Origin of the sequence: Vibrio sp. MACH09 (assembly GCF_033238805.1) — a bacterium.
GTDB lineage: Bacteria > Pseudomonadota > Gammaproteobacteria > Enterobacterales > Vibrionaceae > Vibrio.
Map to the genome: position 1 here is coordinate 522612 of NZ_BSFZ01000001.1, position 21061 is coordinate 543672.

A 21061-nucleotide genomic window follows, 5' to 3' on the forward strand; every position below is an offset into this window, starting at 1 on the left:
GTCACTAGAATGGTCTTCGATTGTTATGCATGGAGCAGTAAATGAAACCCATAAAAAGCTTAGCGCAATATTATGTCGATCTGTTGGTAAAGCTTGGCATTCTCCGTTTTTCTATATTGTTAGCTTTAGCCATTGTTGCCTTAGCCGTTTTTGTTCAGGTGGGGATCACTTTAGGTCTTAAAGGGATCGTGGATGATATCGACATTCTTCGTTCCATATTTTTTGGCTTACTCATTACGCCATGGGCAGTCTATTTTTTATCGGTAGTGGTGGATCAATTAGAAGAGTCTCGTCAGCGGTTATCTAAGCTGGTGGCTAAGCTAAAAGATATGCGTGACCGAGATCAGGAGCTGAACAACCAACTTCAACAGAACATCATTAAATTAAATCAGGAAATTGAAGAGCGACAAAAAGCGGAAGACGCCCGTGAAGAAGCGATGAAAGATCTGGAGAACGAAGTTTACCAACGAGAGAGTACTCAGTTAGAACTGGCTGAGCGGACAGCGTTATTACGCTCATTTATTGATGCGTCTCCTGATTTAATCTATTACCGAAACGAAGAGGGTCAGTTCTCTGGCTGTAATAAAGCCATCGAAGACCTTACTGGTAAAAGTGAAGCGGACTTAGTTGGGCTAACGCCATGGGATGTATATAGCGAAGAAGTCGCGTCACTGGTGGTTGAGACCGACCAAAAGGTGTTTAGCAATAATGAAGCACTAACTTACGAGCAGTGGCTTGAGTACCCTGACGGTAAAAAAGTGTACTTTGAATTGCGTAAAGTGCCTTTTTACAGCAAAGATGGCCGTCATCTTGGATTGGTTGGGTATGGTCGTGACATTACAGAACGGAAGAAATATCAAGACGCACTAGAGAAGGCCAGCAGAGATAAAACAACCTTTGTCTCCACGGTTAGTCATGAACTAAGAACCCCTCTAAACGGAATTGTTGGCTTAAGCCGAATGCTATTGGATACCAAACTTGACGAAGAGCAACGTCAACAGCTTCAAACGATCAATGTTAGCGCTATTACCCTTGGCAATATCTTCAACGATATTATTGATATGGATAAGTTTGATCGACGTAAGTTAGAGCTGTTGCCTAAAGCGATTCACTTTGAGGACTTTATATTAGAAGTAGAAAGTATTTCCGGACTAATGGCTCAGCAAAAAGGGCTTAAGTTTGACCTTGAAAGACTGACGGATTTCCCTAGTCAAATCGAAGTGGATGAAACACGCTTACGACAGGTGTTGTGGAACTTAATCGGCAATGCCAGCAAGTTCACTAAAGAGGGCAGTGTCATAATGAGTGTCAGTGCTGAAGTCGCTTACGGCATGGCTGATATTACCTTTGAAGTAGAAGACACCGGCATTGGTATCCCAGAAGATGAGTTAGATAAGATTTTTGCTATGTATTATCAGGTTAAATCGGGCAAAGATAATCTTCATGCAGTGGGCACAGGAATTGGGCTAGCGGTATCTAAACAACTGATTAAGATGATGGGGGGAGATATTTCTGTCAGCAGCGAAGAGGGCTTTGGCAGCGTATTTACCGTCAATATTCGTGTTCCTGTTAGTGATGCTTCAGTAGACGAAGTGAAAAAACGACCTAAACAGCAGCAGAGTCAGCGTATCTTTATGGTGGAAGATATTGAATTAAACGTGACGGTTGCTCGCTCATTGCTTGAAAGCTTAGGTCACAGCGTAGAAATCGCCATGAATGGTGAAGAAGCGATCGCTGCTTTCGATCCTAACAACTTTGATCTTGTATTATTGGATATTCAATTGCCTGATATGACAGGGTTTGATATCGCTTCGTTTTATAGAAAACAGTATAGCCATATTCCACCATTGGTGGCGTTAACGGCGAACGTCATGAAGGATAAAAAGGACTATATTCAGAAAGGGATGGATGATGCTCTGAGTAAGCCATTGTCTGTAAAAGCGATTCAACAAGTGATAGAAAAACATTGTCTTGGCAGCAAGGAAGCTGAGCCTGTAAAAGCGGTGGTTGAGTCACAAGCTCCGGTAAGTGTCGATATCACTTCAACAATATTGGACTTAGAAATGCTTGAGTCTTATGTCGATATTGTGGGATCGAAACCTGTGTTAGATAGTATTCAGATGTTTGAAGATATGATGCCAGGTTATATTGATATTCTGGACTCAAATATGATCGCCAAAGATCAAGATGGTATTGTTTCTGAAGCGCATAAAATTAAAGGTGCCGCAGGGTCGATTGGATTACAGCATATTCAGCGTGTCGCTCAAAAAGCGCAGTCACCACAAATGCCGGCATGGTGGGAAAATATTGAAGACTGGGTTGAAGAGATTAAGAACGAGTATCAACACGATATCGAAGTACTAAAAACATGGCTAAATAGCCGAGATTAACGTTATTAAGAGAAACGCGAGATAAAATAAAAGCTCCTATAAGGAGCTTTTATTTTTAATAGTGATGAAGATTAATCTTCAAGGTCTCCACAGAAGCGGTAGCCTTCACCATGAATAGTTGCGATGATCTCTGGTGTGTCTGTAATGGATTCGAAGTGCTTACGAATACGACGAATAGTAACATCAACAGTACGGTCATGCGGTTTCAACTCTCGGCCTGTCATCTTTTTCAGAAGATCGGCACGAGTTTGTATCTTACCTGGGTTTTCACAAAAGTGTAGAAGAGCACGGAACTCAGAACGAGGTAGTTTATACCCTTCTCCAAGTGGACTAACCAAAGAACGGCTATTGATATCTAATATCCAACCGTTAAATTCATACTTTTCAACGCTTCTTTTCTCTTCAGGTAATGCGCTACCTGTCATAGAGCGAGTTAATAGGTTACGAGCACGAATAGTTAACTCACGAGGATTAAAAGGTTTAGTGATGTAATCATCTGCACCAATTTCTAATCCTAGAATTTTATCTACTTCGTTATCACGACCAGTTAAGAACATAAGAGCGACATTGGCTTGCTCTCTAAGTTCACGGGCAAGCAGCAGGCCATTTTTACCAGGAAGGTTGATATCCATGATAACTAAGTTTACCTGATGGTCAGAAAGCACATTGTGCATCTCTTCACCGTCGCTCGCTTCAAATACGTTGTAACCTTCAGCCTCAAAAATACTTTTCAGCGTATTGCGGGTTACTTGCTCATCTTCAACAATGAGAATCTGCGGGGTTTGCATTGGCAGCACCTAAATTGTTACTAAATTGTAAATATTAAAAGAATTCTAGGCAAAAAATAACATATGGGTAAAGTGTTTGCGATGATAAGTAACAAAAAACATTGATTAACACTTAAAATTAGGTACGCCTTCCATGGATTTTACCTAGTAGAGAGACAATATGGCTCCTGCTTAGTCTCTTTACAAATTTGCCATTAATGCGTTGGATTTTATTATCTTAACGGTATTGCAACAATAACAGTTTGTTAATTCTTTTCACTTTGTTGATTTACATCAAGTGACAAAATATTACATATTTAGATAGTAATTAAGTCATCTATCAAAAAACGAGAGTATTACTCTCCTAGTCGACGCTATGATCTTACGACTATTTTCATTGAATAAACAGTAACTTATCTTGATGTTTTTGACGATTTTTCACAATGTTAACTGAATCTGTATGCGAACAGAATGGCAATAAAGTTAAGATAAATCAGTAATGGCAGATATGTCATTCGACGTTTTTTTTGCTATTTTATCGGGATGAAAATTAAAATTTGTTGTACAGTTGGCGGCGAAAAAAGCAGTTGAGTGAACAAAATACCGACTAAAAAGAGTTATTAGCCTCAATAAAGCCTGCGCAAAAAATGCCCTGTACGATTTCAATTTTTAGCTGAGAGAATAGGATTTGTCTCTGTTAAAACTGTCTTCATCCATTTTGAAGAAACAGAATTAAAATCATTCGCTGTCTATTTTTGTATTTAAATGATGGCGAGCAATCAAGGAGGAAAAATGAACGATATACTTCCAGATATCTGTGACCAATATGAAGATCAAGTAACACTGTTGGATCTTCCACTACAAAGCTTCGGATTACGATACGCTTTTTGGGGTGAGATTGTCACAGTACGTTGTTTCCATGATAACTCTAAAGTGAGAGAAGTTTTGGCACAAGACGGAAAAGGTAAAGTTCTATTTGTTGACGGGAATGGGTCCTGTCAAAAAGCACTATTAGGCGATCAATTGGCGATCCTTGCAATTGAAAATGGCTGGGAAGGCATTATTGTCAATGGTGCGGTGCGTGATGTAGCGGCACTTTCTGAAATGGACTTAGGGGTTAAAGCATTAGCTGCTTGCCCATTTAAAACAGAGAAGAAAGGCGCTGGAGAAATCGACGTATGCTTAACCATAAGCAGACAGATGGTACATCCCGGAGATTATATTTACGCTGATTGGAACGGTACTCTGTTATCGAGCAAAGCGTTAGAACTGTAAATGGTATGAGTTAGAAGCGAAAGCCCAACCCAAACTCAATACCTTGCTGCCACTCTTGATAATCAAGGGTGGCATGCAAATCTATATTGTCAGACAGCTGTACTCGGCTACTCACTTCAGCACCGACAGATTGAGTCTGCTGGCCATTACTGAGAACTTCTTGGTTGGTGTGTAAGGTGCTTTTTAACGAGAATTTTTCACCTAAACTGTAACTCACTCCACTAAGAAAGCCTCGTTCACTATACTGTTCCGACGCGTTGTCCACCCTTGCCCCCACATAAACATCAATCGAGTCAAAAATGGAGTAAGAGTATCCGCTATCTATCTTCCATGTATCAAATTCATTAGAGGTTTTATTTTGGCTAGAGATAAACAGCTTATGCGGAGAATCTGCGTTATTAGGGGACAGGTCAGGTAATCCATTTGCCATCGCACTTGAAATAGACATAAGAAGAGCGATAAACAAGAATATTCTCATAGCGTTCTCCTTAGTAAGTGATATGTGTAACTTAGTGAAATTAGGCTCTGTTATCCAATGGATTTCCTATGCCGATTTATTAATTAAAACACAAAATTTGATAATAAGATCCTTTAATGTTCTCAATTATTTGTCGTTTTTGCTTGTTGAGTGGCCTTTTTGGGGGCTTTTAGATTTAAAAACAGTGTGTTAGTCGAATGATCGCAAAAGAGAGAAATATTGTTTTTTTAGATCTTGAGCGAAAAAAAATTGAACTTTCAATTGACTATGTAAGTGAAAATCGGTAAACGTATGGTCTAGCAAACACAAAATGCAAAATATAGATTAATAAAATGACAACAGTACACAGCCACATGATGATGACCACCACCATTATTATTACCGACATGACCAATGTTGGGGCAGGCTGCTGAACGAGAAAAAATTCAAAAAAAGGCCTGTATCCCACGAAGATACAGGCCTTTTTTTATATAGATTAAAACTACACCGGAGGTAGAGATGCGAGTACTCAAGTTTGGAGGTTCATCATTAGCAGATGCGGACCGTTTTTTACGAGCGGCAGATATCATTGCTAATAATGCTCAACAGGAAGAAGTTGCGGTGGTGCTTTCAGCACCAGGCAAAACAACCAATAAATTGGTTGCCGTAATTGAAGGAGCATTAAGGAACGGGGATGCGGATCTACAAATTGCTGAGTTAGAACTCTCTTTTGCCCAGCTGTTCGCTGAGATTAAAGCTGTGCTGCCAAATGTTGATAACGTATCGTTTGATGAGCAAGTCAATGTTTCAATGACACAGCTTCGTCAATTTGTACATGGTATTGCGCTGCTTGGTATGTGCCCAAACAATGCGAATGCAAGAATCATCAGTAAAGGTGAACGGATCTCTATTAAGTTGATGCAGGCGGTTCTACAAGCTAAAGGACAACCAGCCAGCCTGATAGACCCTGTTAAATACTTAGTGGCCTCAGGTGACCATCTAGAAGCGATGGTTGATGTTGACGCCTCTACGCTGAACTTTAAAAAAGATCCTCTACCAGTTGGTCACGTTAATATTATGCCCGGTTTTACGGCGGGTAATGACCAAGGGGAATTGGTTACTTTAGGCCGCAATGGTTCAGACTATTCTGCCGCAGTGCTAGCCGCTTGTTTGAGAGCTGATTACTGTGAGATCTGGACGGACGTTGATGGCGTATATAACTGCGACCCAAGACTTGTTGATGATGCTCGTTTATTGAAATCCCTAAGTTATCAGGAAGCGATGGAGCTTTCCTATTTTGGTGCGTCCGTTCTGCACCCTAAGACGATTGCTCCAATTGCTCAATTCCATATTCCTTGTCTGATTAAAAACAGCTTTAACCCTCAAGGTGCTGGAACATTAATTGGTCAAGATACCGGTGAAGATAACCTCGAAATCAAAGGTATCACCACATTAAGTAAACTTACGATGGTGAACGTATCTGGACCGGGTATGAAAGGCATGGTTGGTATGGCAAGCCGAGTATTTGGTGCTATGTCGTCCGCCGGTGTATCCATTGTGTTGATTACCCAATCATCATCAGAGTACAGCATCAGTTTCTGTATCGAAGCTATTGATAAGTCAAAAGCAGAGCAAGTTCTTCGTGATGCTTTTGAACTTGAACTGAAAGATGGCCTACTTGAACCGGTTGAGTTCATTGACGATGTCTCCATTGTCACTTTAGTTGGTGATGGTATGCGCACCTCTCGCGGTGTTGCGTCACGTTTCTTCTCTTCATTGGCAGAAGTGAATGTCAATATTGTTGCCATTGCTCAAGGCTCTTCTGAGCGTGCTATTTCAGCCGTTATTCCAGAAGATAGAGTGTCTGAGGCGGTGAAAGCGTGTCACGAAAATCTATTTAACTCTAAACACTTCCTTGACCTATTTGTTGTTGGCGTGGGCGGTGTTGGTGGCGAACTGGTGGATCAAGTTCAACGTCAACAAGCGAAATTAGCAGAAAAAGGCATCGTGCTTCGTGTTTGTGGTCTAGCCAATAGCAAAGGGATGTTAACAGACAGCAAAGGATTACCGCTCGATAACTGGCGTGACAGAATGGGCAATGTAAGTGAAGATTTCAGCCTAGCTAAGTTGATCGCCATGGTTCAGCGTAACCATATTATTAACCCTGTCCTTGTCGATTGTACTTCTAGTGAAGAGATCGCAGAGCAGTATACCGATTTCCTAGGTGCTGGATTCCATGTTGTTACGCCAAATAAAAAGGCCAATACAGCAAGCATGGCCTACTACCACCAGTTGCGTAAAGTTGCACAGAGTTCACGCCGTAAGTTGATGTATGAAACAACGGTTGGGGCAGGGCTGCCGGTTATCGAGAACTTACAAAACCTTATTTCAGCCGGTGATGAGCTGGAGAAATTTAACGGTATTCTTTCTGGCTCACTCTCTTACATCTTCGGTAAGTTGGATGAAGGTATGACGCTAAGTCAGGCAACGAATATTGCCAAAGATAATGGTTTTACCGAACCCGATCCGAGAGATGATCTGTCTGGTATGGATGTGGCAAGAAAACTATTGATTCTGGCGCGTGAAACAGGGTTAGAGCTAGAACTTGATGATGTTGAAGTAGAGCAAGCGCTTCCTCCTAAGTTTGACGACACTGGCTCTATCGAAGACTTTATGTCTCGTTTGCCTGAAGCAGATGAGTACTTCTTGGCGTTATCTAAACAGGCTGCTGAAGAGGGTAAAGTACTGCGTTACGTTGGTGAAATAGATAACGGAAAATGTAAAGTTAGGATCGCAGCGGTTGATGAGAATGATCCTATGTACAAGATTAAAGATGGTGAGAATGCATTGGCATTTTATAGCCGATATTATCAACCAATTCCGTTGGTATTGCGTGGCTATGGTGCCGGTACTGAAGTCACCGCAGCAGGTGTATTTGCGGATGTAATGCGTACACTTGGCTGGAAATTAGGAGTGTAAAATGAGCTCAGCAGATAATGGTGTTGTGGTTTATGCGCCGGCCTCAATTGGTAATGTTAGCGTTGGTTTCGATGTACTTGGTGCTGCGGTGTCACCGATCGACGGCACCTTGCTTGGTGATCGAGTATTAGTGAAGGCAGGAGAGTCACCTTTTGCCTTAACGACAGCTGGTCGCTTTGTGTCAAAGTTACCCACTGAAGCGAAAGAGAACATTGTCTATGACTGTTGGCTGGTTTTTGCTCGAGAGCTAGAGAAAAAATCGGTCGCTCTAAAGCCGCTGCAGATGACATTAGAAAAAAATATGCCGATTGGCTCTGGACTAGGATCAAGTGCTTGCTCTATTGTTGCGGCCCTTGATGCCCTTAACCGTTTTCATGATCAACCACTTAATGAGATGGAGCTACTGGCATTAATGGGTGAGATGGAAGGTAAAATTTCTGGTGGCATCCATTATGATAACGTCGCACCTTGTTATCTAGGTGGTTTGCAATTGATGTTGGAAGAGTTAGGTATTATCAGTCAAGAAGTTCCATGTTTTGATGATTGGTACTGGGTTATGGCGTATCCCGGCATAAAAGTATCCACAGCAGAAGCGCGTGAAATATTACCTTCGCAGTATCGCCGTCAAGATGTGATTGCTCATGGTCGTCATCTAGCTGGGTTTATCCACTCATGTCATTCTGGTCAGCCAGAGCTTGCTGCCAAATTGATCAAAGACGTGATCGCCGAACCATATCGTGCGAAACTACTCCCGGGTTTTGAACAGGCGCGTGAATACGCCAAATCAGCAGGTGCGTTAGCGACTGGGATTTCCGGTTCAGGACCAACGTTATTTAGCATATGTAAAGAACAAGATGTTGCCGAGCGAGTTGCTCGCTGGTTAGAACAGCATTACGTACAAAATGAAGAAGGATTCGTGCATGTTTGTCGATTGGATAAACAGGGCTCGATTGTGACAGGAAGTGAGTTATGAAGCTGTACAATATTAAAGAAAATGATGAACAAGTCTCGTTTGGTCAAGCAGTACGCCAAGGGCTAGGTAAAAACCAAGGGCTGTTCTTTCCATCAGAACTGCCAACATTTGATGACGTAAATGCACTGCTTGATGAGGATTTTACCTCTCGCAGCAGCAAAATATTATCAGCGTTAATTGGTGATGAACTCTCTAAAGAACAAGTCACAGAACTGGTTGAGAACGCCTTTCAGTTCCCTGCGCCTATCAATAAGGTAAAAGAGAGTGTCTATGCATTAGAGCTCTTTCATGGCCCTACATTGGCGTTTAAAGACTTTGGTGGCCGTTTTATGGCTCAGTCTTTAGCTGCTGTCTCTGACGGTGGTAAGATTACTATTTTAACCGCTACCTCTGGTGATACAGGAGCAGCTGTTGCCCATGCTTTCTACGGTATGGAAAACATTAATGTTGTGATTCTTTATCCAAAAGGCAAAATCAGTCCGTTACAAGAGAAACTGTTTTGCACCCTTGGGAAAAATATTCATACCGTTGCAATCAATAGTGATTTTGATGCTTGTCAGGCTTTGGTTAAGCAAGCATTTGATGACCAAGAGTTGCGAGAAGAGATTGGTCTTAATTCCGCAAACTCCATTAATATCAGCCGATTAATGGCTCAAATCTGCTACTACTTTGAAGCGGCGTCTCAATTAACGGAGCAGCAGCGCGAAAACCTTGTTGTTTCTGTTCCTAGCGGTAACTTTGGTAATTTGACTGCCGGTCTACTTGCTAAAGCTCTCGGTCTACCGGTAAAACGTTTTATTGCTGCGACCAATGTTAATGATACGGTTCCACGTTATCTCGAAACGGGTGAATGGACTCCGAAGAAAACCATTGCTACAACTTCTAACGCTATGGATGTTAGTCAGCCAAATAACTGGCCACGTATTGAAGAGTTATGCCGCCTTAAAGGCTGGGGATTAGATGAGCTGGGTAAAGCCGTAGTAACGGATGAACAAAGTGCAGAGTCAGTGAAATCGCTATATGAGCAAGGTTATCTTTGTGAGCCACATGGTGCGATTGCGTATCGAGGACTGGATCAGCAACTTCAAACGGGTGAAACAGGACTGTTCTTGTGTACTGCTCATCCTGCTAAGTTTAAAGAAGTTGTGGACGAGGTATTAGCGACGGATATTGATATTCCTGCGCCATTGGCAAAACATGCTGCCATGGAGCTGTTGTCTGAAGAGCTGGATGCAGACTTTGATGCATTAAAAGTAGTACTGCGCAAAGTACAAAAATAGCTTGTTAGTGATAAAAAGAGCCCGCAACTAAGTTAGTTGCGGGCTCTTTTTTGTCTGGTTAGATAGTCTGTAACCTAAGTAGAGGATCGCTTAATTAGGGATCAAAAAAGGCGCAAGATGCGCCTTTATTCAATAAAGAGTACGGTTTATGAGCTTATAGTGACTCAGTAAATGTACGAGCGATAACGTCACGTTGCTGCTCTGTAGTGAGCGAGTTAAAGCGCACAGCGTAGCCAGATACACGAATCGTTAACTGTGGGTATTTTTCTGGGTTAGCAACGGCATCTTCCAATGTTTCACGTTTTAATACGTTAACATTCAGGTGTTGGCCACCTTCAACGCGAGGTGCTGTTTCAATTGCCACTTCACGGCTTTCGAATTCGCCAAGTTCAGATGTTGAGATAACTTGATCTGCTTCGAAACCTGAAACTGCAGCAACACAGCGTGCTTCACTTTTTTCGCTATCAAGAAGCCAGATAGAGTTAAGTAGATTGTCGTTCGCTGCTTTTGTAATTTGAATACCTTGGATCATTACTTTCTCCTCATTCACATAAAGTGATGTAATTATTAAATTGTTGAGCATGTTGCGTAACGCTATGTAAGCTATAATAATATTGATTTAGGTCAAAATACAACTAAAAACCTTGTTTATTTTAAGGTGTTTTCGTTGATTTGAATCAAAAAGTCTTTCAATTCAATGGATTCAATTAAATTTGAGATATTAAAATAAATTTTACCAAGCTGGTTTTGTAGTAATTTTACAACAATTTGGTAATGTTTTATTAACAAGTTTTATTTGGATATTTACTGAAAAAATTGCTAATAAAAGAGACAAATGTTGCAAACATCTCCCATTAACTTTAACGCGCTTGTTTCTCTATGAGTTTGGCGTTTAGAGATCTCTTGGGTATATAAGAAAGGATAAAGTCATCGTGAGTCAAAAATATATTGGAGCCCATGTGTCTGCCGCTGGTGGAGTAGAGAATGCTCCTATTCGTGCAAAAGAGATTGGAGCGAATGCCTTTGCATTATTCACCAAAAACCAAAGGCAGTGGGTGGCTAAGCCATTAACGGAAGAGAGCATCAAGGCATTTAAGGAAAACTGTGCCCAGTATGGATTTTCTGCCGAGCAGATATTGCCGCACGACTCCTATTTAATAAATTTGGGAGCGCCTGAAGCTGAAAAATTAGAAAAATCTCGAGCTGCATTTATTGATGAAATGGAACGCTGTAATCAACTCGGTTTAACTTTGCTAAATTTTCATCCGGGTAGCCATCTAAAAAAGGTGTCCGAGGAAGAGTGTCTCGCTACGATTGCTGAGTCCATCAATATTGCCCATAAATCGGTGGATAATGTTGTTGCTGTTATTGAAAATACCGCAGGACAAGGTACAAATTTAGGGTGGAGATTTGAACATTTGGCGGAAATCATCCACCAAGTTGAAGATAAAACGAGGGTAGGTGTTTGCCTCGATACTTGCCACACATTTACCGCAGGCTATGACCTCAGAAGCAAACAAGCGTGTGAAGAGACGTTTGCTGAGTTTGATAAGGTTGTTGGTATGCACTATCTTCGTGCAATGCATCTTAATGATTCTAAAGTAAAATTTGCCAGTAGGGTGGATCGTCACCATTCGTTAGGTAAAGGGGAAATAGGTTGGGACTGTTTCGAATATATTGCGAAAGACGCTAGATTTAACTCTATCCCATTGATTTTAGAGACAATAGAACCAGAAATCTGGCCTGATGAAATTCAAGCACTACGTCATTTAGAATTAAAAAACACCTGAATTGAACGAGTTATTCTAGATTAATTACTCAGAACAACAATATTGGCATCTTTCTTTCATACATCACATTGTGAGCTGTTCACTAATGAAAAGAGGATGCTAATATGAGTAGTAAATCACTATATACCACCACTTTAATAAATCCCCGCCCGGTTCCTAATCGCCATATTCAGGGGAGAGGACATTTTCGGACGCCTCAGAGAACAAAGTAGTGTCATATTTGACCTTATGCTTGTTGAGTAACACATTGGCGCAGCATTTTTGTTGTCGCCAATGAAATAACAGATTTATTTATCAATAGTCTGCATTAGCCTGTTTTAAGTATACAATGCTCACCGTCGTATACAGGAGATTGAGTATGGTAGAGCAAGTTACTTGGCATGATGTGATTGAGCATGAGAAGCAGCAAGATTATTTTCAACAAACACTGAGCTATGTTGAGAATGAGCGAGAGCAGGGGAAAATCATCTATCCTCCAGAGCAAGATGTGTTTAATGCTTTTCGATTCACAGAGTTAGCCAATGTCAGAGTCGTCATTCTTGGCCAAGATCCTTATCATGGACCGAAGCAAGCTCATGGTCTCTGTTTCTCTGTTCTTCCTGAAGTGAAGGTCCCACCGTCTCTTGTCAATATCTATAAAGAACTCGCCAGTGATATTGATGGCTTTCAAATCCCTGATCATGGCTATTTAAAAAGTTGGGCGGATCAAGGCATCCTGCTACTGAATACCGTGTTAACGGTAGAGCAGGGTATGGCGCACTCTCATGCTAAAACAGGCTGGGAAACGTTTACAGATCGTGTTATTGACGTAGTTAATCAACGCTGTTCTGGTGTGGTCTTTCTACTTTGGGGGGCACACGCACAAAAAAAAGGTAAAGCAATAGATCAAACTCGCCATCACCTGTTAACGGCTCCTCATCCTTCGCCATTATCTGCTCATCGAGGTTTTTTAGGTTGTGGTCACTTCTCCGAAACCAATCGCATCTTAACCAAACAGGGTTCCAACAGCATTAATTGGCAACCTTCTCTTGATTAGCTGATTATTTAACCATAGCCAATATGTGGTTATTCCGCTTTTTATGCACTACAGTTATAGCAAAGTGGCTTCAAATCGGTGCCTCGATAGTAGCCAATAAATTCTCGCTAAATAAGCGGCTTGATGGTATTTGGATATACCACTAAGTCGAATTAACCATGAATGAAGCATGGTTAAAGTGGGTTCGATTGCGCAAGCTCTTGTTAGTTTCGGTTGTTATTGATCACTTGGAGGGTACCTCCATATTTCCTTGCTTTATCGTTCATCATTTTATCTGACATAACAGTTAAGAGAATTAATACGTCCTCAACAATTCGTTGGGAGAGCTGAAGAGTTTAATTATAGGGAAATAAGGAGTAAGTGATGATGTTAGAGCAGATCCATCGTGAGCATGGTTATATGGTACGTCTTTTAGCGATCTTGAAAAAAAAGTGTCACAGTATCAATGCTGAAGAAGCTGTAAACTTCACACTAATCAAAGAGATAGTTGAGTATTTATCTTCGCATTCAGAGAAAGTTCACCACCCAAAAGAAGACATCCTATATCGATACTTTGTAGAGCATTATCCAGCAAGTAACCAAATAAAGAACTTGGAAGCGGAACATATTAAGCTGTCTCAGGATACCAGCGAGTTTTTACTGACTGTAGAGATGATTCTTCAAGATGCTGTTGTTCCATTAGAGATTTTCGCTGAGAAGTTACAGTCGTTTATTGTGGCTCAGCGCGAACATTTGGATCTCGAAGAGAAAGAGATATTGCCGTTGATTAAGCAAACATTTACCACGGAAGATTGGCAGCAAGTAGAGAAGCTATGGGATCACAGTGAAGATGATCCTGTATTCGGAGAGACCATCGCTGATCAATATAAACAGTTGGCGCAGAGAGTACGTCAAACGGAAGCTGAGGTAATATAGTTAGACCGTTCGTTTGACTGTCAGATAGTATTCGGCGACTGTTTTAAGACGATAAATGGCAAAACAGGCACCTCAAGGTGCCTGTTTTTATATATCTGTTATAAGTCTATATCGTCTAAACTGTAGTCGTTGCAGACATCCATATCCATCAGCTCTTTTTGTAATCGTTGACGGTCTTTAATTGCTTCTATTTCACGCCACTTTCGCTTTGCCGGTTTTGCTCGGCTTGAACGAGTTTGGTGATTTCCTATCTCCATCATGATGTTATCTAGTAGAAAGCCTTCCATGTTGACCTCTCTTTATTGTTTTTTATTTGCTGACAGCCGTACAAAACTCCTATCAAGATTCGTCTGACTGTAATCAATTAAGTACCATAAGGGAGGTAAGAATAACTATGATGTGTTTCGCAAATGTTTCTCTTCGATGAAGTTTTTATTAGAAAATTTATCGGAATTCACAGTTTATTAAGATAAATCGCTCAAATAGTGCGCAGTTGAAAAGGCGGCGTAGTTTTTTATTGCCGTGATTGAGTTGTTAATAACCTGTACAAGTGGATTTATTGGGTATTGGTGGTGTTAGCCGTTTACTGTTTTTGAGAGGGGTGATAATGCGCTTGCTCAGATTTTTGTGGTTTACCTCAATACTCCTTTAACAAAAGGAGCTTAATGCAAATTGAACTAGGGTTAATCGTTGGTGCTTTTTACTTTAAACCGCTGCGGTTCGTTAATGAATAGTTGTAGACATTTTTAGAAAATAATGTGGGGTATATTGTTAAATTATTGTGTTGATGAAGTAAAAAACACTTTACTAAGCAACTTGTTTGGTATTGATTTTTCTGCCCATGAGCTGCATTATCCTGCGGTCAACAGATATAAAGATATGCAACTAGTTTTCTCTTCACTTGATGATTGATCGTTGCAATCCATTAAGTCACATCAAGATAAACGGGTTTCCTTAAATAATACCAACCAATGTGGCTTAATTCTTATAAGCGATAGACGATTGTCGCTTAATTTAACAAGAGGCTCATATGACAGACATAATTAACTTAATGAACGATCTCCTGTGGGGATCTATTCTTGTATACCTTTTAGTTGGAGTAGGGATTTACTTCACTATCCGTTTGGGTTTTATCCAAATTCGCCACTTTGGCCACATGTTTAGCGTTCTTAAAAATAGTCGTAAAGCGGATAAGTCAGGTATCTCATCTTTTCAAGCTCTTTGTACTAGCTTGGCTGCCCGTGTTGGTACCGGAAATATGGCGGGTGTTGCTGTTGCATTAACAGCTGGTGGACCCGGTGCAATATTCTGGATGTGGCTCATTGCTATGTTGGGTATGGCAACGTCTTTTGCGGAGAGTACCTTAGCTCAGTTATATAAAACCAAAGATGATGATGGAAATTATCGTGGTGGCCCTGCATATTATATGGAGAAAGGGCTTGGAATGCGTTGGATGGGAGTGCTGTTCTCGATCTTCCTAATTATTGCATTCGGTCTGGTCTTTAATGCTGTGCAAGCAAACTCCATCGCAGGTGCAATGAAAACAGCATTTGGTTGGGAACCGCTTTATGTTGGTATCGGCATCGTAGCGATCTCAGCGGTTGTTATATTTGGTGGAATTAGAACCATTGCAAAAACAGCAGAGCTTATCGTTCCTGTTATGGCGCTATTCTACTTGGCATTAGCACTGTTTGTTGTAGCGATGAACCTTGATAAAGTACCAGGTGCTTTTGCTCTCATTTTTAAAAGTGCATTTGGTTTTCAAGAAGCTGCAGCAGGTGGACTAGGTTATGCCATTGCTCAAGCAATGATTAATGGTATTAAACGTGGTTTGTTCTCAAACGAAGCGGGTATGGGTTCGGCACCTAACGCCGCTGCATCAGCGACACCATATCCTCCTCACCCAGCTTCTCAAGGTTATGTACAGATGCTAGGGGTGTTTATGGATACCATGGTTATCTGTACTGCAACGGTTGCGATCATTCTTGTTTCTGGTGAGTACGTTCCTCACGGTGAAGTGACAGGTATCGAGTTAACGCAACGTGCATTAAGTTCACAAGTGGGTGATTGGGGCTCTATCTTTGTAGCGGTAGCGATTTTCTTCTTCGCATTTACGTCAATTATCGCTAACTACTCGTATGCAGAAACTAACCTGATTTTCTTAGAGCATAACCACAAAGGTGGTCTAAAGATCTTCCGTGTGATTGTATTAGGAATGGTCATGTTTGGTTCGATCGGTTCACTTCCTGTTATCTGGTCGCTGGCGGATGTGTCAATGGGATTGATGGCGATAGTGAACTTGGTGGCGATTATTCTGCTCTCTGGCATAGTGATAAAACTGGCAAAAGATTATAACCGTCAGTTGGCTGAGGGTAAGGTTCCAACCTTTGATTCAAATGAGTTTCCAGAGCTGAAATCACAGTTGGAAGAAGGTATTTGGGATGGCAACAAGAAAGAATCTTAATGCGTAATTGATAATCCCTATCAAATAAATAGAAAAAGCCATGCTGACTCAGCGTGGCTTTTTTACTATGCTAGGGAGCATAATTACAAAACCAGTCAGGAAGTTCACCATGCTTATCGTTGTTTCACCCGCGAAAACTTTAGATTATGAGTCACCTTTAGTGACAAAGAGGCACACCTTACCCGAGTTAACGGAACACTCAAATGAGTTGATTGCTGAGTGTCGTAAAATGACACCTGCTGATGTCGCCAATCTAATGAAGGTGAGCGACAAAATAGCCGGTTTGAATGTGGCGCGTTTCCAGCAGTGGAATGAAGAGTTTACTTTGGACAATGCTCGTCCCGCTATATTGGCCTTTAAAGGGGATGTATATACTGGATTAGCCGCTGAGACCATGACGGAATCGGATTTCGAATATGCACAATCTCATTTGAGAATGTTATCTGGTTTGTATGGCGTATTACGACCACTTGACCTTATGCAACCGTATCGATTGGAAATGGGGTGTAAGCTAGCGAATCCAAGAGGAAGTAACCTCTATCAATTTTGGGGTGATGTAATAACGGATAAACTCAACCAAGCGATGGCAGATCAGGGTGACAATATTTTAGTCAATCTAGCGTCTAATGAGTATTTTAAGTCGGTACAGAAAAAGAGACTAGATGGCTCAATCGTTACTCCTGTGTTTAAAGATTGCAAAAATGGTCAATATAAAGTGATTAGCTTCTTTGCTAAAAAGGCGAGAGGGATGATGGCTCGCTATATCATTGATAACCAAGTTAACTCCATCGAAGAGCTGACGAAGTTTACAGTGGCAGGTTATTACTTCGTTGAGAGTGAATCTACAGCGACTGAGTTGGTTTTTAAACGAGACGAACAGTCATAGCGACCGGAATCTGACACAGTTCTGCTCATATTCTTATCGCTGATCTGCTATCGATGCTGAATTGCATAAGTAGCAGTTCGTTTGATTTAGATACAAAAAAACCGCTTATTAAGCGGTTTTTTTAGGTTAGTTCAGAGCTACTTTTTCTTGCTGCTTTTCTTCTTCACCGACGTTTTCTTAGTAGATGATTTCTTTTTCGCGCTCTCTTTGGTTTTTTTCTTTTTCTTTGTCACACTCGGTTTTTTGTGTGTTGGTCGCATGCCTTTGACAAAGCGTTCTTTGATCTCTTCTTTGGTGTATCGAGCGACTCTTTCTAGCATGGCTTGATCATGAGCTTCTACTAGAGCAACCGCATTGCCTTTTTTCCCTGCGCGAGCCGTTCGGCCAATACGGTGCAGATAAACGTCGGCAGTGCGAGGCATGTCATAGTTGATGACGTGACTCACGTCAGGAAGGTCTATCCCTCTTGCTGCTACATCCGTTGCTAGCAATACGTTGACTTCACCATCTCTAAAACGACGAATAGCATTATTACGACGATCTTGAGGCATCTCTCCCTGAATCCAGCTACAAGGAATTTGTGCACTTTCTAATTGATCGCGAAGTTCTCCTAAACGTTCACGTGTTTTAATAAACACGATGGAGCGTTCTGCTTCTTCGGTCAATATATGTTTTAACAGCTCAACTTTATGAGTCAGCGTATCTGCTCTGTGGTACCACTGAGTGATTTTTTTTCGTTCGCGGCGAGAAGGTTCTGCGGTGATTTCGGCAGGTTCGTTAAGTAGGTCTGCGGTAAAGCCTTCAACCCCTCTCCCTTCTAATGTGGCAGAGTAGAGCATGGTCTGCTTACGCCAGCGACACTCACCCGATAAACGATCGACGACAGGACCAAAGCCCATATCTAACATACGATCGGCTTCATCCAGCACCAACCATTCAATGGCTCGACAATCAAAGCGCTCGGCTTCAATATATTCCATTAGACGCCCAGGTGTTGCCACCACAATATCTTGAGTTGTCGCTAAAATATCCGCATGGTCTTGATACATAACACCACCAGTGATGGTGAAGATCTTCAAGTTGGTGTGTTTCGCAAGCTCTCTAGCTTGGTCAGCCACTTGCATAGCGAGTTCACGCGTTGGGGTTAATACTAATACACGAGCAGGGCCAGCTTTTCTACGTGGAAAGTCTTGTAAATACTGCAAGGCCGGCAAGACAAAAGCGGCGGTTTTACCTGTGCCGGTTGGCGCAGAGGCAAGAATATCTTTACCTTCGAGAGCCTGAGGGATCGCCTCTGCCTGCACTTGAGTCGGGCGTTCATAACCCATCTCTTCTATTGCAGCTAAAAGGTTTGGATCTAGGTCTAGTTCGGAAAATTTTCTGACCACAATAGGATCTCCACAAGCGGGTAATTAACAGTTTGGTCGCGCATTATAGTTGATCAAAAGATAATTCTACATCTTTAAATAGAACTCTTTTGTTAATGCGATAAAGTCACTGCTGTAATCCCCTGAATTTTGAATAATTAACTCGGAATCTATGCGTTGGCACTTCTGTTTACTCAGTTCAAATAAGAGTCGTGTCACTGGCTTATTTGGGCTTGTTTGTACTCGACAAACTCTTTTTATCTGCCAGCCGCCAGATATTGCCATTGCAATCATGTTTTCTGCTTCTTCAGTAGGAAGGATAAAGCTGGCTGTTCCGTTGTTTGAGAGCAGATCCTTGCATCTTATTAATAGTTGCTGATGAGTAAGGGTGTCTGTATGACGGGCTTTTGCTCGCTGCAGAGACTTAGACTGCTCACCTGAATTGAAATAGGGAGGGTTGCAGACAATACAATCAAAGGTTCTTTTGCTGCTCCAAAGAAGAATATCTTGTTGATAAAGTGAGAGCCGGGAGCACCAAATTGAACGAGAGAAATTGTTTTTGGCTGCTTGAAAAGCGTCACTGTCGATCTCAACTGCGGAAATTATTGCTTGCGAAAATCGTTGCGCGCACATGAGCGCGAGTAAGCCAGTGCCTGTTCCAATGTCTAATATGGACTCTCCTTGATTTATATCAACCCATGCCCCCAACAACACGCCATCCGTGCTTACAGGCATTCCGGAGAAGCCTCCAATAATGTCGAACTTCTTGAATTTAAAGTCTTTGGTCTTATTTTTGATGTTACTCATGATCTGCTGTTCTTTTAGAATTGATGAGTGTTAATAACTGTTATAACGACTTCTGTTGAACTAATGCGCTGATATTCTGTAGTGTTAACTGCCCCAGCTTCGTTGATGATCATCTATTAATGCTAGAAATAATAGCGTCATTAACTGCTACTCAGCTTGTTAAATGGTTTTAAATATCGTTTTTTGACTATCTATTGACCAATCAGCTCTATTTCGTCATTATCACGCACCTTAATTTAGTTGAATAATCTGTCAACTGTTCAAAATGTAACACATTATCACAGGATTTATTTATGAGTCAGACGTTAAAAGTAACTGACATAATAGCAGTAGGTTTTATGCTATTCGCATTTTTCTTAGGAGCGGGGAATATTATTTTTCCACCACTCGCGGGTCAGTTAGCAGGAGAGAACTCATTACCTGCTATGTTTGGATTCTTGGTTACAGCAGTTGGCTTGCCTCTTATTACTATTGTTGCCATTGCTGTTGCTGGTGGCACGTGGGAAAAACTGACTCAAGATCTTCCTCAAAAAGCGTCGACTATTATGGCGTTATTGATGTTTATCATCATTGGTCCTGCTTTTGCGGCGCCACGAACAGGGCTGGTTGCGTACGAAATGGCCGTAAAACCATTTATTATTGATGCCGCGCAAATGGACCTTACCATTTTCTCTATTGTCTTTTTTGCTGTCGCGATGTTCTTTGCTTGGTCTCAAGGTAAGCTGATTGATGTTATTGGTAAACTCCTAACACCCGTTCTATTTATCTGTTTGGTTGTTCTTGCCGTCAGTGTCTTCCTTGATCCGCAAGGAGATATTATGGCACCTCAAGGTGATTACATTGCCCAACCGTTAGTGAAAGGTTTCCTAGAAGGCTATAACACAATGGATACCTTTGCTTCGCTGATGTTTGGTATGTTGATAGTTGATGCGCTTAAAGGCAAAGGTATTACAGAAAAAACCGCCATTACTAAATATTTGATCATTGCAGGTGTTGTTGCCGCAAGTGGATTAGCATTTATCTATATTTCGCTGTTCTACTTGGGGGCTACAAGTGGTGGTGTATCTGTTAATGCTGACAATGGCGGTGTGATCTTAAGTGAATATGTTCAATCACTGTTTGGTGCTTCTGGTCAGTTTGTCCTATCTAGCATTGTGCTTTTGGCATGTTTAACAACAGCGATTGGCCTAATATCGGCTTGTTCAGACTTCTTTAGTTCTCTATGTAAAGTGCCTTATAAAGCTTGGGTGATTATTGTTGGTCTGGCTTGTACGTTAGTGGCAAATGTAGGGTTATCTCAGTTGATCAGCCTTTCTGTTCCTGTTCTATTCTTGCTATATCCAATCGCGATTGCATTGGTGGCGTTAACCTTCTTCCGTAACTTACTGCCAAACCGTCAATTGGCATACCGTACAGTGATTTTAGTCTCGTTGCTGTTTGCTCTAATTGATGCGATTAAAGTTGCCGGCGTTGATGTTTCTGCATTGAACTTTATCCCATTGTTTGACTATGGCATGGGATGGTTATTGCCGACAGCCATCACTTTGGTAGCGATGTTATTTATTGGTGGCAAGCGTCAGCAGGCATTAACAGAAGAAACCGCGTAATTTTGCTTGGATAAATATCTTAAAGGGAAGGCGATTGCCTTCCCTTTATTGTTTTTAGATAAGTTATT

General features: G+C 41.4%; 17 protein-coding genes and 1 other annotated feature. Of the genes, 11 read left to right on the forward strand and 6 right to left on the reverse strand.

What is annotated here, in order from left to right:
* Positions 1–41 precede the first annotated feature (41 nt).
* Positions 42–2390, forward strand: coding sequence for an aerobic respiration two-component sensor histidine kinase ArcB (gene arcB / locus CHJ_RS02390; RefSeq protein ID WP_317916768.1), 2349 nt, complete (start codon positions 42–44; stop codon positions 2388–2390).
* Positions 2391–2461: 71 nt separating this feature from the next.
* Here arcB and arcA read toward each other — a convergent pair whose 3' ends face one another.
* Positions 2462–3178 (reverse strand): two-component system response regulator ArcA, encoded by a 717-nt coding sequence (gene arcA / locus CHJ_RS02395; RefSeq protein ID WP_171753821.1) that lies wholly within the window; start codon positions 3176–3178, stop codon positions 2462–2464.
* A gap of 771 nt (positions 3179–3949) precedes the next feature.
* On the opposite strand from arcA, the gene CHJ_RS02400 reads away from it, so the two are divergent.
* Entirely contained in the window at positions 3950–4432 is a 483-nt protein-coding gene (locus tag CHJ_RS02400; protein WP_171753820.1) for a putative 4-hydroxy-4-methyl-2-oxoglutarate aldolase, read from the forward strand.
* A 10-nt stretch (positions 4433–4442) separates the two neighbouring features.
* Here the strand turns inward: CHJ_RS02400 and CHJ_RS02405 are convergent, their stop codons facing one another.
* Complete coding sequence (locus CHJ_RS02405) at positions 4443–4910, reverse strand: ribonuclease regulator (protein WP_317916769.1); 468 nt, start codon at positions 4908–4910, stop codon at positions 4443–4445.
* 351 nt (positions 4911–5261) lie between these two features.
* Positions 5262–5379: a sequence feature (Thr leader region), on the forward strand.
* Positions 5380–5408: 29 nt separating this feature from the next.
* Between CHJ_RS02405 and thrA the strand changes: the two genes are divergently transcribed.
* The 3 genes from thrA to thrC are packed head-to-tail and all read left to right on the forward strand — an operon-like array spanning position 5409 to position 10121.
* Positions 5409–7868, forward strand: coding sequence for a bifunctional aspartate kinase/homoserine dehydrogenase I (gene thrA, locus CHJ_RS02410; protein ID WP_317916770.1), 2460 nt, complete (start codon positions 5409–5411; stop codon positions 7866–7868).
* A gap of 1 nt (position 7869) precedes the next feature.
* On the forward strand, positions 7870–8841 hold the full coding sequence (gene thrB, locus CHJ_RS02415) for a homoserine kinase (protein ID WP_317916771.1): 972 nt from the start codon (positions 7870–7872) through the stop codon (positions 8839–8841).
* Positions 8838–10121: a threonine synthase gene (gene thrC, locus CHJ_RS02420; protein WP_171753816.1), complete on the forward strand. Its 1284-nt coding sequence runs from the start codon at positions 8838–8840 to the stop codon at positions 10119–10121. Before thrB ends, thrC begins: the two co-directional genes overlap by 4 nt.
* Before the next feature lie 154 nt (positions 10122–10275).
* Here the strand turns inward: thrC and grcA are convergent, their stop codons facing one another.
* A complete protein-coding gene (gene grcA, locus CHJ_RS02425; protein ID WP_171753815.1) occupies positions 10276–10653 on the reverse strand; it encodes an autonomous glycyl radical cofactor GrcA in 378 nt (125 codons plus the stop codon).
* A 400-nt stretch (positions 10654–11053) separates the two neighbouring features.
* Between grcA and nfo the strand changes: the two genes are divergently transcribed.
* The 3 genes from nfo (at position 11054) to CHJ_RS02440 (ending at position 13862) form a co-directional block, all read left to right on the forward strand.
* Positions 11054–11911 carry a deoxyribonuclease IV gene (nfo, locus tag CHJ_RS02430; protein WP_411861533.1) on the forward strand — a complete coding sequence of 286 codons (858 nt, stop codon included), beginning with the start codon at positions 11054–11056 and terminating at the stop codon, positions 11909–11911.
* Positions 11912–12269: 358 nt separating this feature from the next.
* On the forward strand, positions 12270–12947 hold the full coding sequence (gene ung, locus CHJ_RS02435; protein ID WP_317916772.1) for a uracil-DNA glycosylase: 678 nt from the start codon (positions 12270–12272) through the stop codon (positions 12945–12947).
* Between the two features lie 363 nt (positions 12948–13310).
* Positions 13311–13862 (forward strand): hemerythrin domain-containing protein, encoded by a 552-nt coding sequence (locus CHJ_RS02440; RefSeq protein WP_171753813.1) that lies wholly within the window; start codon positions 13311–13313, stop codon positions 13860–13862.
* A gap of 98 nt (positions 13863–13960) precedes the next feature.
* On the opposite strand, the gene CHJ_RS02445 is transcribed toward CHJ_RS02440, so the two are convergent.
* Positions 13961–14149: a DUF3545 family protein gene (locus CHJ_RS02445; RefSeq protein ID WP_171753812.1), complete on the reverse strand. Its 189-nt coding sequence runs from the start codon at positions 14147–14149 to the stop codon at positions 13961–13963.
* A gap of 743 nt (positions 14150–14892) precedes the next feature.
* On the opposite strand from CHJ_RS02445, the gene CHJ_RS02450 reads away from it, so the two are divergent.
* Positions 14893–16326 carry an alanine/glycine:cation symporter family protein gene (locus CHJ_RS02450; RefSeq protein WP_171753811.1) on the forward strand — a complete coding sequence of 478 codons (1434 nt, stop codon included), beginning with the start codon at positions 14893–14895 and terminating at the stop codon, positions 16324–16326.
* A gap of 109 nt (positions 16327–16435) precedes the next feature.
* Positions 16436–17212, forward strand: coding sequence for a peroxide stress protein YaaA (gene yaaA / locus CHJ_RS02455; RefSeq protein WP_317916773.1), 777 nt, complete (start codon positions 16436–16438; stop codon positions 17210–17212).
* Between the two features lie 137 nt (positions 17213–17349).
* Here the strand turns inward: yaaA and srmB are convergent, their stop codons facing one another.
* Positions 17350–18600: an ATP-dependent RNA helicase SrmB gene (srmB, locus tag CHJ_RS02460; RefSeq protein ID WP_171753809.1), complete on the reverse strand. Its 1251-nt coding sequence runs from the start codon at positions 18598–18600 to the stop codon at positions 17350–17352.
* Positions 18601–18666: 66 nt separating this feature from the next.
* Positions 18667–19386 (reverse strand): tRNA1(Val) (adenine(37)-N6)-methyltransferase, encoded by a 720-nt coding sequence (locus tag CHJ_RS02465; RefSeq protein ID WP_317916774.1) that lies wholly within the window; start codon positions 19384–19386, stop codon positions 18667–18669.
* A 293-nt stretch (positions 19387–19679) separates the two neighbouring features.
* Here CHJ_RS02465 and brnQ point away from each other — a divergent pair, with 293 nt between their 5' ends.
* Positions 19680–20993: a branched-chain amino acid transport system II carrier protein gene (brnQ, locus tag CHJ_RS02470; protein ID WP_171753807.1), complete on the forward strand. Its 1314-nt coding sequence runs from the start codon at positions 19680–19682 to the stop codon at positions 20991–20993.
* Positions 20994–21061 lie beyond the last annotated feature (68 nt).

Excerpts from the sequence above, each read along its gene's own strand:
- arcB (WP_317916768.1), top strand. The coding sequence starts at position 42 with ATGAAACCCATAAAAAGCTTAGCGCAATATTATGTCGATCTGTTGGTA.
- arcA (WP_171753821.1), bottom strand. The coding sequence starts at position 3,178 with ATGCAAACCCCGCAGATTCTCATTGTTGAAGATGAGCAAGTAACCCGC.
- CHJ_RS02400 (WP_171753820.1), top strand. The coding sequence starts at position 3,950 with ATGAACGATATACTTCCAGATATCTGTGACCAATATGAAGATCAAGTA.
- CHJ_RS02405 (WP_317916769.1), bottom strand. The coding sequence starts at position 4,910 with ATGAGAATATTCTTGTTTATCGCTCTTCTTATGTCTATTTCAAGTGCG.
- thrA (WP_317916770.1), top strand. The coding sequence starts at position 5,409 with ATGCGAGTACTCAAGTTTGGAGGTTCATCATTAGCAGATGCGGACCGT.
- thrB (WP_317916771.1), top strand. The coding sequence starts at position 7,870 with ATGAGCTCAGCAGATAATGGTGTTGTGGTTTATGCGCCGGCCTCAATT.
- thrC (WP_171753816.1), top strand. The coding sequence starts at position 8,838 with ATGAAGCTGTACAATATTAAAGAAAATGATGAACAAGTCTCGTTTGGT.
- grcA (WP_171753815.1), bottom strand. The coding sequence starts at position 10,653 with ATGATCCAAGGTATTCAAATTACAAAAGCAGCGAACGACAATCTACTT.
- ung (WP_317916772.1), top strand. The coding sequence starts at position 12,270 with ATGGTAGAGCAAGTTACTTGGCATGATGTGATTGAGCATGAGAAGCAG.
- CHJ_RS02440 (WP_171753813.1), top strand. The coding sequence starts at position 13,311 with ATGATGTTAGAGCAGATCCATCGTGAGCATGGTTATATGGTACGTCTT.
- CHJ_RS02445 (WP_171753812.1), bottom strand. The coding sequence starts at position 14,149 with ATGGAAGGCTTTCTACTAGATAACATCATGATGGAGATAGGAAATCAC.
- CHJ_RS02450 (WP_171753811.1), top strand. The coding sequence starts at position 14,893 with ATGACAGACATAATTAACTTAATGAACGATCTCCTGTGGGGATCTATT.
- yaaA (WP_317916773.1), top strand. The coding sequence starts at position 16,436 with ATGCTTATCGTTGTTTCACCCGCGAAAACTTTAGATTATGAGTCACCT.
- CHJ_RS02465 (WP_317916774.1), bottom strand. The coding sequence starts at position 19,386 with ATGAGTAACATCAAAAATAAGACCAAAGACTTTAAATTCAAGAAGTTC.
- brnQ (WP_171753807.1), top strand. The coding sequence starts at position 19,680 with ATGAGTCAGACGTTAAAAGTAACTGACATAATAGCAGTAGGTTTTATG.